A 16,817-nucleotide genomic window follows, 5' to 3' on the forward strand; every position below is an offset into this window, starting at 1 on the left:
GTCGCCAAACGAATTCGAACGAGTGTATGAAAGAACGAACACTGAGGCTGAGCTTCTGGCAGGTTAAAATGGGGAGAAATTTCTCATTTTAACTTGTACTAAATCTTGACATAGGACCAATGCCAATTGTGGTAAGAAATAGTACATTGGATGTATAATCACCAATGGTATATTCTTTTCCCGTTACATAACACCCAAGCACTACCCACAACAATGCTATAGTAGAGCGAAATTCATCCTTTTCCTTTAAAACCGATGCTGCATATACCACCAATAGAGCACCTCCCGACAAAAACATGCCATGTATGATTCCTGCTGCTAGAATGATTAAAAGCATCCCTGCCTTAGGTATTACCATTTTCTTGCGAAAAAACATTCTCTTTAACGCAATAGAAATAATCAATATTCCATAAAATAATAATAGTTCATGAATTGGAAAATCAGTATAAATCCAAGCTCCTAACACCATCCCCACAACCATTAGTACCAACATTTTCCAAAATTCTTTCCAATTAATACTTTTAAAATTATAAATCACAATCAAAAGACAATTTACTTGAGCAACTACACTCAACAAAGCTCTTGCCTGATTTGCCCCAATGAGCTTAATAGATGGCGGCATTGCCAAAAGTGTTCCTGCAAACCCTGTAATTGTCTGCATTCCATTGGATAAAAACAGTACTAAATAAAGCAATATTTCCCGTAAATCAATCCACATACAATTCTCCCTTTCAATATTGTCATTATGACTCTATACATAACTATTATAAAATGACAAAAAGAGCCAGAATCCTGACTCCTTTGCCTAATACTGTTTTTAGTTTAATTTATTTTCTTGCTTTTTTCATCAGACATATTTACAATTTTCTTTGTGCATTGTGTATAGCCTTTATCTTTATATAAAACTTTGTCACAATTTCTCTTGAACGATTAAAAAACATAATAAATGTTGGTATCAACAACAGCATGCATCCTAATATCAGCATACTTCCCAGATTCAGCTTTGTAATAGAAAATACATCCGGAATATATGCAATAATTCCAATTAACAGGACTATCATTACACCAAACAACGCATAATGCCATTTTCGGAATGGTACGCATGCCTTGTATACCATATAAAATCCAACTGCTGTAACTAAAAGTGCAGTAATAGTGGATGTCTGTTTACTTTCAATCTGAAAAGCATACTGGAACATTACAATAATGATAATAATACATAAGTCTGCTAATGCTGCCGGCATTGCCCGATAAATAACTTTTCGCAAAAACTTTCCACTTACCTTCGATTCATTTGGTTCTAATGCCAACACAAAGGATGGCATACCAATCGTCAAAAAGCTCATCAATGTAAGCTGTGATGGCACCAACGGATACTCAAATACTGCAATAATTGAAATAATTGCTAAAAATACAGAAAAGATATTTTTTACCAAATATAGAGAAGCGGTACGTTCAATATTGTTAATAACACGTCTTCCTTCTGCAACTACCTGAGGCATATCGGAAAAGTCTGAGTTTAGAAGAACCACCTCTGCTACTCCTGCCGCTGCCTCACTTCCACCTGCCATGGCAACTCCACAATCTGCTGATTTTAGGGCAAGTACGTCATTTACACCATCCCCTGTCATAGCTACTGTATGTCCTTGCTTTTGCAACGCCTGTACCAGCTGTCGTTTCTGCTCCGGCTTTACTCTTCCGAATACTGTATATTTTTCTGCTGCTTCTTCTAAGTCTTTTTTATTTTTAATGGTTGTCATATCCACAAAGGCTTCTGCTCCTTCAATTCCTGCTTCCAAAGCAACTGCCGATACTGTTTTTGGACTATCTCCGGATATAACCTTAATCGTAACCTGATTTTCCTTGAAATACCGGAATGTCTCCTTGGCAGAAGGTCGAATTGGATTCTTAAGTGCCACTAATGCCAATGGTGTTTCATTTTTTAAGAAAAGTAATACTCTGGCTCCGGTCACGGCATATGTTTCAGCCTTTTTTATTACCTCTGACTCCGGTTGTTTCCATAAAATATCCGGTGCTCCCAGATAATATACTTCTCCTTCTCCGTAAGTTACGGAACTATATTTGTTCTTAGAAGAAAAGGCCTCTATCTTCTCAGCTTTTCGTGCACCGGAAGTTTTTTCCTTGAAGTATTCTTTTATCGCCTTCATGGTTTCATTGTCGTCTGCCATATTGTCTACAAATTCACCAAGCTGTTTTTTCACTTCTTCCTCGGATAAATCTTCCTTTAATTTTATAATCTCCGACACTTCCATTTTAGACTCAGTAATGGTTCCTGTCTTATCCACGCAAAGCATATCTACCCGCGCCAATGTTTCTGTACTTTTTAAGTCCTGCACCAAAATCTTTTTCTGTGCCAGTCTTCCTACACTTACAGCTAATGCCACACTTACCAACAAATACAGTCCCTCGGGAATCATTCCGATAATAGCTGCAGCGGTATTTTCTACACTTTCTTTTACATCCAGTCCCAATACATCATACTGTCGCAAAAACAGAAGGATTCCTATTGGCACAATAAACATACCGATAATATACAGTAAATACGTCAGGGACTTCATCATTCCCGGTTTCTTCTGTCTGGTACTCTTTTGTGCCTCTGCCGTAAGCTTTGCACCGTAAGATTCTTCCCCTACTCTTGTCAATCTTGCATAACACTCACCGGAAATTACATAGCTTCCGGAAAACAATTCTTTTCCCGGATTCTTGGTAATCTCATCGGATTCACCTGTCAGCAGTCCCTCATTAACTTGAATTTCTCCTGCTATCACTTTTCCATCTGCATGAATCTGACTTCCCGCTCCGAAATAAACAATGTCATCTTCTACCAAATCCTCGGTATCCACCTCATAAATCTGACCATCCCGCACTACTTTCGCCTTAGTCTTTGCCAAAAGACTCAAATCATCTAACTTTTTCTTTGAAATCAATTCCTGCACAATTCCGATTCCTGTATTCAATACGATAATTACAATAAATGTTAATTCCTTAAAGGCACCTACTGCAATTAAAATCGCTGCAATAAACACAAAAATCATGTTGAAAAACGTAAACACATTCTCCAACACGATTTTCCCTATTGATTTCGTCGCAGAAGTAGAAAGGATGTTTACACGTCCGTCTTCCATCCTTTCTTTTACTTCTTGCGCTGTTAATCCTCTTTCTGTGATATCAAGCACTCGTTCCACCGCCATTCTTATGTTTGTATTACATTCTTCCTTATAATAAGCATTTCCATTTTCTTACAAGATATTATCATTATAGTGCCTGACGGTTATATTTTCAATTAAATTTATTTTAATATTTTCTTATATTAACCTTATTCTCCCGCTCCAATATTTTCTATCGCTTGTTGTATAAAACGACAATAGAGTATATCGGTTCTATTTATCCCATCCGTAACTTTCTCAATATGAGCATCAACCGCTTTTAATATTCCATTTGTCACATCAACGGAATACGCTTGTGGTTGCGCATTGTCTCCTGTGGCACTACTTCCCACCAAATCTACTACCAATAATTTTTCCTTTGGAAGATATGTAACATCTGCTTCCTTCTCTATCTGAGTACCGTCCGCATTTGTAATCTGCTTTACCTCTGCACTCTGTTCATCATAACAATAAAGTTCTAGGGAAGGGGGATTCGGAAAATAACCTCTATCTTCTGGGTTTTTCCCTGTTCTTTGTGCATCTATATCCAATAGCTGATACAGGTTAGGTACTACAACCATAATTGGCGTTTTACTTCCTTCTACCTCCACTATAGCATAACCATTTCCCTGTTCCTGTGAATTATCCGCAAAGGCACTATATGCTGCTTTCCAGTTATCACTTACCGGTTCTTCCTCCGCTGTCTCTACTTCCCGTTCTTCTACAACTTCTTTTTCTTCTTGCTCCGGTACTTTCTTTTTCTCTTCTGTCTTCTCTTCCGGTTGCGCCTCACTTACTGTTTTCTGTTCCTCTTTATTCTGCGCTTTTGTATTAAAAATCATAGTAACTGCACCACCACAAACCGCTACGCCTATAACTGCTCCTATGACCACTTTTTTTGCGGTAAATGTTCCTACTGCTTTACCTGCCTTTACCGCTACGCCTTTGCCTATGCCAACCGATTGTGACTCTAATATGGTACTTAATGGTATCTGTATTGCCGGTGCTGCCAGAGAATCCTGATGTAATAAATATAAGAAGAATGGAATTGGAGCAATTGCATATAATTTTGTACCTTTTTTCTCTAATTCTAATACCTTTTCTTTGATATTTTTTCGTCCGTAATTCAGACGACTTTTTACGGTATTTTCTGATACACCAAGCGTTTCTGCTATTTCCTTTACACTCAGCTCCTCTACATAAAACATCATGATACATATACGTTGCTCATCTGACAGCGTATCAATCATCTCTTTCACTAAACGAGCGGTTTCTGCCTGATCATAAGATAATTCCGGCTGGCTATCAATTCTGTCATCCTCAAAGGAATCTTCAATGGAAAAGTCCTCTTCTGTTTCCATTTGTGAAAATAAAATCACTTTCCTTTTCTTTAATTCATCTAAGGCTGTAGTTGCAACCACTCTTGCAAACCACGCCGGAAACTTTTCCGCATCCTGTAACTGTTCCATATTTTTAAATGCTTTCACATAGGCATCCTGCAATACATCTAATGCCGCATCTTCCTGCTTCATATATTTTAATGCTACATAGTAACTCTTTTGATAAGTTTCCTGATATAAATATTGAAATCCTTCCTCTTTTCCCTCTTTCGCCAATCCTACTGCTTCTCTTATGTCCATAACGCTCTCCTTTATCGCCTCTGTTTTCTTAACCGCATCATAATCTTCTTCCAAAGTCGCCTCGCCTTTTCAGGTGATAACTTTGTACTTTTCATTTCACTTCTTACCGCAACTTGAAAGGACTTTATTTCTCTCATTTTAACGTCCCTCTTTCCTTATTATAACAACCTTGTTTTTTATATGACAATGCTTTTATTTACAAAATCTGACATATTCCTCGGCAGCTTCTAAGTCTTTTTCTGCCTGTTTTTTTAAATGTCTTGCTACAAAAAACGGAAGGAAAAATAAACTATACAGTCCCACAAAGAAACATGCCACGCCAATTCCTAAATCAATTGGGAAATATGGGACTACAAACCAGCCAAATTTAGCGAAGTTCCATGACCATCTTGCTGCTACGGAGAAACCACCAATCTTACGATAGCAGATACACGCTAACACAAATGCCGGTATTAAAAGAAATCCTGTAGCTATTCCGATTACCCCGCAAATACTTCCAATAATGGATAATGTCCATACACTGTTCACTGCCTGCAATCTTTCTTCTGCACTTGCCTTTACACTCATTGCATATGCATAATCATTAAATACAGGTTCTTCATATAAATTTTTCTTTTCCATAACGTATCCTTCTTTCTCCGACATAACATCGGTTTGTATTTTTGTTTTCACTTATATGACGATACGTTTTTCTAATAGGTTTTAATTTTTTTCAATTTTTTGATGAAATCGAAATTTTTCAAAGATATTTAAAGTATTATCGAATACGAGGTTGATTATAAATGGTAACTGCTCCCTCAAACCGTTCCATGCTTGCACATGGAAGAAAAGGAAGATACTACACCGGTAATAAATGATGTTTTAGCTATATGATTTGCGGACACGATGCGGACATTGGGGTTGAAAAAGTACCTTGCGGACACAATGTGGACATTAAAAACCACATACTTTTTATTACGTTTTACTACTTGAAAAATGGCAGAAAAATAGCGGAAACCCTTAATTTTACTGGATTTCCGCTTTCTTAAAATGAATGAGACATCGGGGATTCGAACCCCGGACAACTTGATTAAAAGTCAAGTGCTCTACCACCTGAGCTAATATCCCATATTTAACTGGGCTAGCTGGATTTGAACCAGCGAATGCAGGAGTCAAAGTCCTGTGCCTTACCCCTTGGCGATAGCCCAATGTTGATAAACGGCGATACATAGAACTATTTCCTGTCTAAAAAATAAGCCCTATCGCTAAAGGGTGGATACAGGGATTCGAACCCTGGGCCTCCAGAGCCACAATCTGGCGCGCTAACCAACTGCGCTATACCCACCATAGAAAAATTGCTGGACAATTCCAGCATCTTTGCTCATATACTTATGAGCTTCTCGCTTACCTTAATATCATCAATCCTGGTATCAGTAAATGAGAAATGTGCTCGAAGGGATTCGAACCCCCGACCCACGGCTTAGAAGGCCGTTGCTCTATCCAGCTGAGCTACGAACACATAGCCTTAATTTCATAGGCAAAGCGGGTGATGGGAATCGAACCCACGTATCCAGCTTGGAAGGCTGGTGTTCTACCATTGAACTACACCCGCATATCAGTCGGGGTGACAGGATTCGAACCTGCGACCTCCTGGTCCCAAACCAGGCGCTCTAGCCAAGCTGAGCCACACCCCGAAGGTTTTATTTACTTACCGGCATTACCCGTGACGCAAGATATATTATATGCGATAGGAACATAAATGTCAACAACTTTTTTCAAGTTTTTTTCATTTTTTTCATTTTTTTATTCCAGGTACTCAATTGCAAAGTGAGCCTCGCCCTTTTTATCAATCTCCATCAGTGCATAAGAGGGCTTTTTCCCCTCCTGACGCGGATAGGTCAAGCTCCCTGGATTCAGCGCAATAACGCCCTTCATACGCTCTATCAGAGGTCTATGTGTATGTCCAAACATGACAACATCCATTCCTCTGCCTGCTGCATCTCTTATAATGTCCTCCACTCCCGAAGAAACATAATAATAATGTCCGTGAGTAATTAATACTTTATATTTTCCGATCTGTAATACTTTTTCTCTTGGCAATGTGGAAAAAAAGTCATTATTTCCTGCAACAATCTCCAATGGACATCCTGCCATATCGGCAATATCATCCTCATAACCTTCTGCATCTCCCAAATGTATCATAAGATCCAGATTCTGTTCTCGTTCTAACACCCGAATCAGATTCTCATGATGCTTATGGGTATCACTGACAATCAATACCTTCATATACTATTCTACCTCTCTGCAAGCTTTTTCTTCATAGCTCGAAGTGCTTTTCCTCTATGGCTCAGTTCGTTTTTTACCTCCGCTGGTAATTCCGCGGTAGAACAGTTATATTCATCTAAATAAAATATTGGATCGTATCCAAATCCATTACTTCCTGCCTCTTTCCAACCAATATATCCTTCTATGGTTCCCTTGGTTGTAATCACTTCATTATCTGGAAACACTGCTGCTATTGCACAGACAAATCTGGCACTTCTTTTCTCTTTTGGAACGCCTTCTAATCGATTAATAATATTTTGATTTTTTATTTTATAAGAAGTTTCTTCTCCCATATAACGTGCAGAATAAATGCCCGGCTCTTTATTCAAGTAATCCACTTCCAGACCTGAATCATCCGCTAACACAATTGCCTGCTGTGCCTCTGGCGCTGCTGCAACTGCTTTTGCCTTAATAATCGCATTTTCCTCAAATGTTTTTCCATCTTCTACAATATCTAATGTTATTCCTGCCTCCTTCATGGATAAAATTTCCACATCTTCGCCTGCAAGAATCTCATGTATTTCCTTCATTTTCCCTTGATTTCCAGTTGCAAATATTATCTTTTTCATCTGTAATCCTCCGTCTGTTGCCATTCTAATATCCCTCTTGTAATGCACGCAAAATCCCATTATAAATTCCCTGAGCTGCCTGTTGTTGGTATTCATCAGACCTTAACTTATCAAGTTCTTCCTGATTTGTCATAAATCCCACTTCCACTAAAGCTACCGGCACCTGACTGCTTCTTATAATATAGATACTATTTCCTGCTGTCAGTCCATTATTCTTGCTTCCTAACGCCGCTGTTGTCTCTTCCAGACAAATTTCTGCTAAATGTTTACTGCTAAGTCCCTCTTCTGCCTTCAGTTCATCATACATAACCTCGGTTCCATTGTATTCCGACATTACACCATCCGCAGTAGAATTATTATGTATGCTGATAAAAAGGTCTGCATTCGTCTTATTTGCAAGCTGAGCGCGCTGCTCAAAAGTCGGGTTTTTATCCTCTGTTCTTGTATAATATACTCCGATATTCTGATCATTTTGATCCAATAATCCCTTTAATTTTAACAAAATTCCAAGATTTAAATCCTTCTCCTCTACGCCCTGTTTAATGGCTCCCGGTGCCTTTCCACCATGTCCTGCATCAATAACGACTACCTTATCATATACTTCTTGCGGTGTCTTAAAATCTAAATATAAAAATCCATCCTTTATTGTACTTTGTACCTCATAAACCGCATCCATAGTAATATCAATGACACCATTTTCCATATACAATTCATCTATATGATTACTTTTTCCCAGCAGGGGATGTTTATCAAAATAATCTTTCTTTGCACCATCAACAGTAATGGTAATTAGCTGCTTCACATAATCATTTTCTATTTTAACACTTTCCTGATTTGCACCCTTTGGAAGCTCTAAACGGAGTTGTTGTGGAAATGCAGTTTCTTCTTCTGCTGCATTGGCAGTATCATAGTCTAACTTCTCCACACCGGACATTTGTGCTCTTTGCTTTTTCCCACTCATCTGTGGGAATTGATATAGCACAATGATAGCTGCCACTGTAGTCAGTGTGAGTATTATCGTTGAAATTTTCAATATTTTTTCCTGCATCTCACACTGCCTCCTTCCAAGCTTTCGCTACTAGCGGTTTATCGTATATGCCTTAAGGCATAAATTACACTTCTGATTTTCTTCAGTACTTTCCCATTGTTCTCCACGCAGACTAATATATCCCTCTCCGTCCTTCAAATCCACATCTGCCGTAAATTCGTCTGCTTTATACTCAATTGCCATTGGTCGCTCTGAACCCGGAGTTGTAATATAAAGCACAATCGCATACTTTTCTCCCGGTTCTACATCAAATGCTTTTTCAAAATTAATCGTATAGTATCCGGCATTGGAAACCTTTCCGCTTGCTGCCAGTACTCTGTTTTTCAAAGAATCCTCATTTTCAAAATTCTTTACTATATATAATTCATAGGATGTTTCTTTTCCTGTTGCATAGAATCCTGCTGCCTTTATACTTTCTCTTCCTTCTGCCGTATATACATTTGCTGCATAAAGACTATCCTGACTATATCCAAGTTGGCCTACCCAGCCGCACAAATCTGACTGATAAATATGGTCATAGTTATCTGTTTCCTCTATTCCGGTATAAACTACATTATGATTTCCGATATTTACATCATAATATGAAACATAGAAAACGCCATTATCGCCAAAGCCTTCTCCCCAGCTATTTTGACAAATAAATGCACCATCGCCTTCTACATCCATTTTAAAGTTTTCCTTAGAATAATTATCATCCCATCCGATAATCAAAATCTCATGATTCGGCTTTTCAGCTCCCATGTAACAGTATGCATAAGCATCACTGTTATAATATGGAGAATTCGTCTGAGAGCTTTTCAATGCACTGTAAATAGCAGTCTGCACTCCACCATATTTAAATACCGCTTCTTTGATTTTTTCAAAATCTTTTCCATCAATCATTTGGATTTCCTGCACATGCTTTACTGCTGTGAGATTATCCGGAGACGTTTCATCCCCATATGGATCATCTGCCTCATACACAGGTCCTTGCCATGCTGTAAGATATGCCATACCCATAGTATATTCTCCGCCATCTGCCTGTTTCAGCACAAAACTGTTTTTCAAAGACATATGATCCGGCGCAAATACTTCCTCTTCTTCCGGCATCAGCTCTGATTCCATGGCAGATAATGCTGCAAATGCCCAGCAAGTACCATATCTTCCCTGATTTTTAATCTGTGGTGCTCGTCCCTTATCCCGCAAATCGTACTGTGGCGGTAAAATACTTGCTTCCTCTGCATTATTCACTGCTACTGCCTTATTTTCCTCAATGTTCCAATTATAATTAAAATTCAGCTTATCGGCAACCGTTTCCATTGGAACATAATATTCACCATTACGGTAAGTCATTGGTGAAGAAATTTCTTCTTTTTCATCATTAATAGAAACCTCCGGATTATTTAACTGAAACGTAATTTCATCCGAACGTTTCTCAATCAAAAGTTCTGATTCGTCATATACATGGGCACTACAATTAAAACTATCTCTCAGGATAGAAGCCGGAACCATAATATTTAGATTTTGATCCATATAAATACCATTATCTAAATTGGTCATTTCCTTATTATCTACCAAAACAGACAGAAGCTGTTCATTTACACTTTCTGCTATTAATGGATTCCATATGGTGCGCTCTAATTGCGCCCCACGAAATGCCTCCACTTCTTCGTTTTTATTTCCTATCCCGTTAAACTTAATAATTACTGCTAAAAACAGTATGATTGTCATTACAATATATCTCTTTGAATACCGCACGTTTTCCCTCTTTTATCCCTACTATTTATTTCTTTTTGGTGGTTTTGGTCCTAAAAATTGGTAAAAATATGTCTTTAACATTCCGTTATAAATCTTACGATTCTTATCTGCTTTTCTTCCGATATAACGTTCTGTATCTGCATAACTTGTAATCATATATGCAGACCAACTATCCAATCTGCGAATTGCTTCGCCTATCTGTGTATACAATTCCGGTAACGCCTCTTTTTCCTCTAAACGTTCCCCATAGGGTGGATTGGTAATGATAAATCCATACTTTTTCGGATGACTCAAAGCACTAACCGGTCGCTGCTGAAAATGAATCAGATTTTCTACTCCTGCTCGCTTTGCATTTTCTCGTGCCGCTTTTACTACATCCCCATCTATATCGTATCCTTGAATATCTACTTCAATATCTGTATTCACCTGCTCTGCTGCTTCCTCTACAGTATCATACCACAACTGTCGGTCAATCAGATTTGTCCAATTTTCAGCCGTAAAGCTTCGATTCATTCCCGGGGCAATTCCTGCTGCCATCATTGCTGCCTCAATCGGAAAAGTTCCACTTCCACAAAATGGATCAATCAAGATTCTGTCACCTCGCCATGGCGTAAGCATAATAAGTGCTGCCGCTAATGTTTCTGTAATTGGTGCCTTACTTGTCATCGTTCGATAGCCACGCTTATGAAGAGATTCTCCGGAGGTATCAATTGCAACCGTCACCTCATCCTTCATCAAAAAAAGACGTAACGGATAAGAAGCTCCTGTCTCTTCAAACCAGTTAATATGATACTTCTGTTTCAGTCGTTCTACCATTGCCTTTTTAACAATGGATTGTATATCGGAAGGACTGAACAATTTACTTTTTATAGAAGATGCTTTTGCTACCCAAAACTTACCATCTACAGGTATATAATTTTCCCATGCAATTGCCTTAATCCCCTCGAAAAGGTCATCAAAAGTCTCTGCATGAAATTGTCCAACTTTTAACAATACTCTTTCTGCCGTGCGCAGAAAAATATTAGCACGGCAGATTGCCTCTTCATCACCTACAAAAGTAACTCTTCCGTCTTCTACTTTTGTAATATCATATCCTAAATCATATATTTCTCTTTTCAACACCGCTTCCAATCCAAAGTGGCAGGGTGCAATTAATTCGTATGTTTTCATTCATGTTCTCCATCACTTACTTTTTCACTTATAGTTCTATATTATCTTCTCTAATCTGCACTGTCAATGATTTTATATATTTTGCAAAATTGCCTGAAAACCTCCTACCACTGTCATTGCCTGATAGCCTTCCCGGCTTAGTTCTCGGGCAACCTTTAGGCTGGTACCTCCTCTATCGCAATATAAAATATAAGTTTTATCCTTTGGAAGATACTTTTTGTACATTTCCAAGTTGTCATAAGGAATATTTCTTGCTCCTCCAACATGCATTTCTTCATATTCTTCTATTGTTCTTAAATCAATCACCCAAACATCCGGTTTTTGCCTGTATTTTTCAAATTCCTTAATACTAATTGTTTGAAACTCCATAATACCACCTCACAAGAAAAAGTTTTTGCGTAAACTATACTTGCTCGTTATCGCGGTGCTCCCAGAATGCTCATGCAAGCATTGCATTCTCATCGCTACTCGCATAAATAAAAACAGATTACCGGGTTCCTGTGTTTCCGGTAATCTGTTTCTACATTATAATATGCTTCTCTTTCTTTCCTGTTCCACTTATCGTTCGTAAGAGTCTCTGCAATTTGAACCACTTGCATTTGAACTTGTGGTATTTGTTGCCTTATTCTGAGCTTTATTCTGAGCTTTATTCTGTGTCTTGTTCTGAGAAGTGTTATTTTGTGAAGTACTGTTCTGTGAAGTACTGTTCTGTGAAGTACTGTTCTGTGTCCTATTCTGAGAATAAGTATTTCTCATATTTTCAGATTCACTGTTTGTACCTCTGTTTTGCATATCACTGTTTTTTGCCATAATGAATTCCTCCTAATTTTTTACTGCAAATATAGTATCTGAAACACTTTTAAAATTTATTCAATTTTTTTTAAATTTACTATTGCTTTTTTCTGAGTTATATATTATAATTCTTTTTGTAAGGAAGTTCCTTCTGTAGGAATAGTACTTACAAGTTATACCCCTTATTAATTATTTATACTCCCCTCATAGAAAAGACCAGTGGCTCCCCCGCTGGTCTTTTCTCCATTAATTTTTATTTTGAATGACTTTCTATTTATAATATAGAACAAAGAGTCCGCTTGTCGGGCTCTTTCGAGCCCAAGCAGTGTCATCTATGACTAATTTCATCTCCGCGAGGTGTACCTCTTTAGCGGAGCTTTTTTAATGTAATAGGACTCAATTTCCCATTACATTAAAAAAGCTTTACGAAAGAATCTACTCTTTCATAAAGCTTCTTTTCTACATTTTTACATTTCATAAAATTCGCGATTTACCTGTAACTCTTCTGTAATCTCTCCGCCCTTTTTTTGATAACGGTCATACCACAATTCCAAATGACGAATTTTTCTTCCTTTTAATATCTCATACTTTTCAAAAATATCTCGGTACATTGGATTCGTTAATAGGTCTTTTCGGATTCCCTTACTAAATGGACAATAGCGGAAAATAATATCTCTTGCCACTTTATTCAAACGAAAACTTCCTCGTGATTCATACTTAATCCAATTCTGATAATCCTTTACAAATACTTCTCTATAATTATTCTTTGCCTTATAAAGTGCATTTTTCACCTTTTCTCTTGCTTCTGCAGTAAGTTCATGATTCTTACGATAATATTGAATATAATCACTATACTCAGCAGTAAGTGACGGTTCCCTGATGTCATTCCAATGAACTCCCTGTATCTTTCGACACATTTCCCAACGAAATCTTCCGGATACTTCAATCATCATTTCCGTAACATCTGCAACTGTCATAATTGGTAAAATAAATCTTGCAGGTGTATCTTTCTTAATTCCTGCTGTTTCCTGCCACATCATCGCCTTGCTACCTGCATTGGGCATTAAAATAATATTTGGCAGTACTTCCTTTTGTATCATTTCTCGATTAATGTCTTTTTCCGGATCAGAAAATGCAATTTCTCGATAAAACAGTGAAAAATCAATTCTTCGGATATAATCAAGTGCCTCATTTATCTTTGCGGCAGTAACTAACATACTTTCTACCGAATTAATAATATCATGTTCACATAAAATCGGACAGAATGTAGATATTTTTCCATATGTAGCACGATTAGTAGAAACAAACATATTGCGCATTTCGTATTGTACTTTTTCGCGCAAATTATCTGCTAAACGTTTTTGTTCATCTGTATTAATTTTTCCCGTCTTTTTCAATTCATTCAAATAAGCATTATAATCTAAGTCAAACTCATTTCGGCATGGCTCATTTTCTCCTCTTAGAATACTTTTTAGCCATTCGTACATCGTATATACATTATCTGTTTTGCATCTATATAATTCATCTGTCAAGTCGTATATACTGCTTGCATTATCTTCTCCTGCCAGTCTTTCATCCATGAAGCCAAAATTTAAAAACATTTTTACCGCAACCGGCATTTTATCATCTTCAACAGAACGCCAAAATGCCAATTCATATATTTCATAAAAGGCTTGTGTCATCTGTCGACGCAATTTTCTTACATCATCAGAAGTGGATAATATATCTGGTAGATTTTTGTATTCTTCCAACTGTGACCGGAAAACTCTTCCCTTTTCTTCATCATATCGACTGTAAGACAATATTTGTGTCAAATAGTCTCCTCTTAATTCTTCTTCCTCTTCTACTGATTCTTCTGCCCAAATCTCAGTCTCCGGGAAATCAACCTGCTGATAAAAATCATAACTGCGATATGCTGCAAATCTAGTATCTATCAAAGCCTCTTCGTATAAGTTGCTACTTTTTATATATTCCATAATTTCAGAAATTTTTGCAAACAAAGGCTCTAAATCAACTCCTGTAGGTGCTGCCTTTTTCGCCAAATCAAAATACAACTGGAACAGGTCTTCTTCTGTATGTGAGAATAACAATTCTTTTTGGAATTGCAAATACTGTTTTATTAACTCAATCAAAGAAAGTGCCTGTTTCATCCAGCACGCTGCATTCAAAATTTCTCCGATTCCAATTGAAACATCTCGCATTAAGAACTGGTCAATTGCCTTTAATGATAATGTAGACATTTTTTCATAATACTCGATTGTCCAATTTTCTATTTTATCGCTTAACTGTACCGGCATAGCAAGATTCATTCGTTGAAAACTCTTCTCCGGCATCTCATAATCATCACAAAATCTCTTATACTCTTCATTCATGTTCATCAAAAAGCGATAATAACCCTGTGCAATTTTATAAAAAGCAGTATATCTTCGTAATAAAATCGATGTTTGGCGCATTGCCGACATCGTAAATACAGAAACATATTTTTCCTCATTTGCAAAGATTTGTTTATAATCCTCTGGAACCTTATACTCATAGGAATAACAAATGCACTCTGTATTGGCAATGTAGTCACACATGTAAATGCCAGAGCCACTTTCCATTAATCCAATAATACTTCCAGCCTCCATATCAAACTCATCATCTTTTGAAACGGCATGAACGCTTCCTTGCAAAATTACATATAATCCTTTAACTCTCTCTCCTCTTTTTAAAAACTTTTTTCCCTTACCTACTTTTACCGTTTCCATGTTTCCCTCCTAACTTTCTTCTTTTATCTGCGGCTTCCTAGAATCAAAGAAATAATTAACAATATCATTACAATAATTATAATTACGGGCAATAAAAAGGCAACAATATGTGCCGCCACTATAATAATAAGAATTGCAATCAAAATCATAAGTAACTTTCCATACCAACTATTTAACTTTAATTTTCCAAAGCTCACATCCCATCCAGTCCGGTCAGAATAGCTAGCGTGAAATCCTTTTTCATCCCCTATGTTCTCTTCATTATAGTGCTTTGAATAATACTCCTCTTCATTTACTGTTCCAAATTGCTCAGTAGTATCAATCAGGGTTTTAGCAATTAGGCGTGGATTTCCCAATTGAGAAATAACCTCTTCTTCGCTTTTTCCTTTTCTAGATTCCTCTATAATATAATTTTCATAATATCTAACATGCTCATCTATGGCACGCTGACTTATTTCCCCCTGTAAAGCAATTCGTAACTCATGTAAAAATTCTTGTCTATTCATATTACACTCCTAAACTTCCATTCAGTACTATACTCCTATTTTTCCAATTTATAACTATTTTATCACACAACAACTTATTTTTCATCCTTTTTCTCTAATTCTTTCTACGAATTACTCATTTATGTAATAACTTACATGTAATAACTTATGCAAAAGAACTTTATAAAAAATAAAACAAGAGAACTTTGCGAAATGTGATTTTTACTTCCAACATTGAGAATTAACCTCTTCCTCGCTTTTTCCTTATTGTAGAATGTGATTTATATTTCCAACATTGCGGAATACTTTTTGCAATAAGATACAATTTCCTATTGCATAGAAAAAGACCTTGAAATCATAACATTTCAAGGTCTAGATAACGTGCGTGAGAGGATTCGAACCCCCGACACCTTGGTCCGTAGCCAAGTGCTCTATCCAGCTGAGCTACACACACATAATGATGTAATGGATACTCCATACACAACATTTGATATAATACAACACTTCTGTCTATTTGTCAATAGTTTCATTAACTTCTAAACAAAAGTCAATGCCGCAGACCGGAATCGAACCGGTACGATGTCACCACCACAGGATTTTAAGTCCTGCGCGTCTGCCAGTTCCGCCACTGCGGCATAAATGGGACCTACAGGGCTCGAACCTGTGACCCTCTGCTTGTAAGGCAGATGCTCTCCCAGCTGAGCTAAGATCCCATTTTCAATTTGTTTTCAATTACTATTGTAACTGAACGACCCAGAAGGGACTCGAACCCTCGACCTCCGCCGTGACAGGGCGGCGCTCTAACCAACTGAGCCACTAGGCCAAATCTAATCTTTTTATAGTTAACAAAACATAGTGGACCTTCGGGGACTCGAACCCAGGACCGACCGGTTATGAGCCGGTTGCTCTAACCAACTGAGCTAAAGGTCCAAGTTGATTGATTCAACAAAAGCCGATGATCGGACTCGAACCGATAACCTGCTGATTACAAATCAGCTGCTCTGCCAATTGAGCCACATCGGCACGTTATATTAACTATAAATGACTCCTACGGGAATCGAACCCGTGTTACCGCCGTGAAAGGGCGATGTCTTAACCGCTTGACCAAGGAGCCTAATCTTAAGTATTTAACTATTCTTTGATAATAAAAAAACTCCC

At 37.5% G+C, this 16,817-nt stretch carries 13 protein-coding genes and 13 tRNA genes; all 26 read right to left on the reverse strand.

The genetic code is table 11. The annotated features are described in order from the left end of the window. Positions 1–88: 88 nt before the first annotated feature. The gene (locus KQI83_RS11130) at positions 89–718 is read right to left on the reverse strand and encodes a sulfite exporter TauE/SafE family protein (RefSeq protein WP_216557893.1); all 630 of its coding nucleotides are present in this window, start codon (positions 716–718) and stop codon (positions 89–91) included. A gap of 139 nt (positions 719–857) precedes the next feature. Then, entirely contained in the window at positions 858–3,197 is a 2,340-nt protein-coding gene (locus tag KQI83_RS11135) for an HAD-IC family P-type ATPase (protein WP_216557896.1), read from the reverse strand. Between the two features lie 140 nt (positions 3,198–3,337). Next, the gene (locus KQI83_RS11140; RefSeq protein WP_216557899.1) at positions 3,338–4,807 is read right to left on the reverse strand and encodes an RNA polymerase sigma factor; all 1,470 of its coding nucleotides are present in this window, start codon (positions 4,805–4,807) and stop codon (positions 3,338–3,340) included. Positions 4,808–4,999: 192 nt separating this feature from the next. Further along, complete coding sequence (locus KQI83_RS11145) at positions 5,000–5,428, reverse strand: hypothetical protein (protein ID WP_216557902.1); 429 nt, start codon at positions 5,426–5,428, stop codon at positions 5,000–5,002. 413 nt (positions 5,429–5,841) lie between these two features. Next, positions 5,842–5,914, reverse strand: a tRNA-Lys gene (locus KQI83_RS11150). An 8-nt stretch (positions 5,915–5,922) separates the two neighbouring features. After that, positions 5,923–5,994: transfer RNA gene (locus KQI83_RS11155), tRNA-Gln, on the reverse strand. A gap of 63 nt (positions 5,995–6,057) precedes the next feature. Then, positions 6,058–6,131, reverse strand: a tRNA-His gene (locus KQI83_RS11160). Between the two features lie 100 nt (positions 6,132–6,231). Next, positions 6,232–6,305, reverse strand: a tRNA-Arg gene (locus KQI83_RS11165). A gap of 22 nt (positions 6,306–6,327) precedes the next feature. Continuing rightward, a tRNA-Gly gene (locus KQI83_RS11170) sits at positions 6,328–6,398 on the reverse strand. A 7-nt stretch (positions 6,399–6,405) separates the two neighbouring features. Further along, a tRNA-Pro gene (locus KQI83_RS11175) sits at positions 6,406–6,480 on the reverse strand. A 109-nt stretch (positions 6,481–6,589) separates the two neighbouring features. Continuing rightward, positions 6,590–7,072 (reverse strand): metallophosphoesterase family protein, encoded by a 483-nt coding sequence (locus KQI83_RS11180; protein ID WP_216557905.1) that lies wholly within the window; start codon positions 7,070–7,072, stop codon positions 6,590–6,592. 8 nt (positions 7,073–7,080) lie between these two features. Then, positions 7,081–7,680, reverse strand: a complete 600-nt coding sequence (locus KQI83_RS11185) for an XTP/dITP diphosphatase (protein ID WP_216557930.1) — start codon at positions 7,678–7,680, stop codon at positions 7,081–7,083. Between the two features lie 25 nt (positions 7,681–7,705). After that, positions 7,706–8,728, reverse strand: a complete 1,023-nt coding sequence (locus tag KQI83_RS11190; protein ID WP_216557908.1) for an N-acetylmuramoyl-L-alanine amidase — start codon at positions 8,726–8,728, stop codon at positions 7,706–7,708. 30 nt (positions 8,729–8,758) lie between these two features. After that, a complete protein-coding gene (locus KQI83_RS11195) occupies positions 8,759–10,465 on the reverse strand; it encodes a lectin like domain-containing protein (RefSeq protein WP_216557911.1) in 1,707 nt (568 codons plus the stop codon). A gap of 21 nt (positions 10,466–10,486) precedes the next feature. Then, on the reverse strand, positions 10,487–11,635 hold the full coding sequence (locus KQI83_RS11200; protein ID WP_216557914.1) for a THUMP domain-containing class I SAM-dependent RNA methyltransferase: 1,149 nt from the start codon (positions 11,633–11,635) through the stop codon (positions 10,487–10,489). Between the two features lie 72 nt (positions 11,636–11,707). Then, entirely contained in the window at positions 11,708–12,004 is a 297-nt protein-coding gene (locus KQI83_RS11205; protein WP_216557917.1) for a rhodanese-like domain-containing protein, read from the reverse strand. A gap of 189 nt (positions 12,005–12,193) precedes the next feature. Continuing rightward, on the reverse strand, positions 12,194–12,445 hold the full coding sequence (locus KQI83_RS11210) for a hypothetical protein (protein WP_216557920.1): 252 nt from the start codon (positions 12,443–12,445) through the stop codon (positions 12,194–12,196). A gap of 449 nt (positions 12,446–12,894) precedes the next feature. Further along, positions 12,895–15,174 carry a cyclic nucleotide-binding domain-containing protein gene (locus tag KQI83_RS11215; RefSeq protein ID WP_216557923.1) on the reverse strand — a complete coding sequence of 760 codons (2,280 nt, stop codon included), beginning with the start codon at positions 15,172–15,174 and terminating at the stop codon, positions 12,895–12,897. Between the two features lie 23 nt (positions 15,175–15,197). Further along, positions 15,198–15,680: a DUF1700 domain-containing protein gene (locus KQI83_RS11220; protein ID WP_216557926.1), complete on the reverse strand. Its 483-nt coding sequence runs from the start codon at positions 15,678–15,680 to the stop codon at positions 15,198–15,200. 359 nt (positions 15,681–16,039) lie between these two features. Continuing rightward, positions 16,040–16,113 (reverse strand) — tRNA-Arg (locus tag KQI83_RS11225). A gap of 97 nt (positions 16,114–16,210) precedes the next feature. Then, positions 16,211–16,294, reverse strand: a tRNA-Leu gene (locus tag KQI83_RS11230). Between the two features lie 5 nt (positions 16,295–16,299). Further along, positions 16,300–16,372: transfer RNA gene (locus KQI83_RS11235), tRNA-Val, on the reverse strand. 36 nt (positions 16,373–16,408) lie between these two features. Continuing rightward, a tRNA-Asp gene (locus KQI83_RS11240) sits at positions 16,409–16,482 on the reverse strand. A 33-nt stretch (positions 16,483–16,515) separates the two neighbouring features. Further along, positions 16,516–16,589 (reverse strand) — tRNA-Ile (locus tag KQI83_RS11245). 20 nt (positions 16,590–16,609) lie between these two features. Beyond that, positions 16,610–16,682, reverse strand: a tRNA-Thr gene (locus tag KQI83_RS11250). Between the two features lie 19 nt (positions 16,683–16,701). Next, positions 16,702–16,773, reverse strand: a tRNA-Glu gene (locus KQI83_RS11255). Positions 16,774–16,817 lie beyond the last annotated feature (44 nt).

Origin of the sequence: Roseburia sp. MSJ-14 (assembly GCF_018918225.1) — a bacterium.
Taxonomy (GTDB): domain Bacteria; phylum Bacillota; class Clostridia; order Lachnospirales; family Lachnospiraceae; genus Petralouisia.

Excerpts from the sequence above, each read along its gene's own strand:
- KQI83_RS11130 (WP_216557893.1), bottom strand. The coding sequence starts at position 718 with ATGTGGATTGATTTACGGGAAATATTGCTTTATTTAGTACTGTTTTTA.
- KQI83_RS11140 (WP_216557899.1), bottom strand. The coding sequence starts at position 4,807 with ATGGACATAAGAGAAGCAGTAGGATTGGCGAAAGAGGGAAAAGAGGAA.
- KQI83_RS11145 (WP_216557902.1), bottom strand. The coding sequence starts at position 5,428 with ATGGAAAAGAAAAATTTATATGAAGAACCTGTATTTAATGATTATGCA.
- KQI83_RS11180 (WP_216557905.1), bottom strand. The coding sequence starts at position 7,072 with ATGAAGGTATTGATTGTCAGTGATACCCATAAGCATCATGAGAATCTG.
- KQI83_RS11185 (WP_216557930.1), bottom strand. The coding sequence starts at position 7,680 with ATGAAAAAGATAATATTTGCAACTGGAAATCAAGGGAAAATGAAGGAA.
- KQI83_RS11190 (WP_216557908.1), bottom strand. The coding sequence starts at position 8,728 with ATGCAGGAAAAAATATTGAAAATTTCAACGATAATACTCACACTGACT.
- KQI83_RS11200 (WP_216557914.1), bottom strand. The coding sequence starts at position 11,635 with ATGAAAACATACGAATTAATTGCACCCTGCCACTTTGGATTGGAAGCG.
- KQI83_RS11205 (WP_216557917.1), bottom strand. The coding sequence starts at position 12,004 with ATGGAGTTTCAAACAATTAGTATTAAGGAATTTGAAAAATACAGGCAA.
- KQI83_RS11210 (WP_216557920.1), bottom strand. The coding sequence starts at position 12,445 with ATGGCAAAAAACAGTGATATGCAAAACAGAGGTACAAACAGTGAATCT.
- KQI83_RS11215 (WP_216557923.1), bottom strand. The coding sequence starts at position 15,174 with ATGGAAACGGTAAAAGTAGGTAAGGGAAAAAAGTTTTTAAAAAGAGGA.
- KQI83_RS11220 (WP_216557926.1), bottom strand. The coding sequence starts at position 15,680 with ATGAATAGACAAGAATTTTTACATGAGTTACGAATTGCTTTACAGGGG.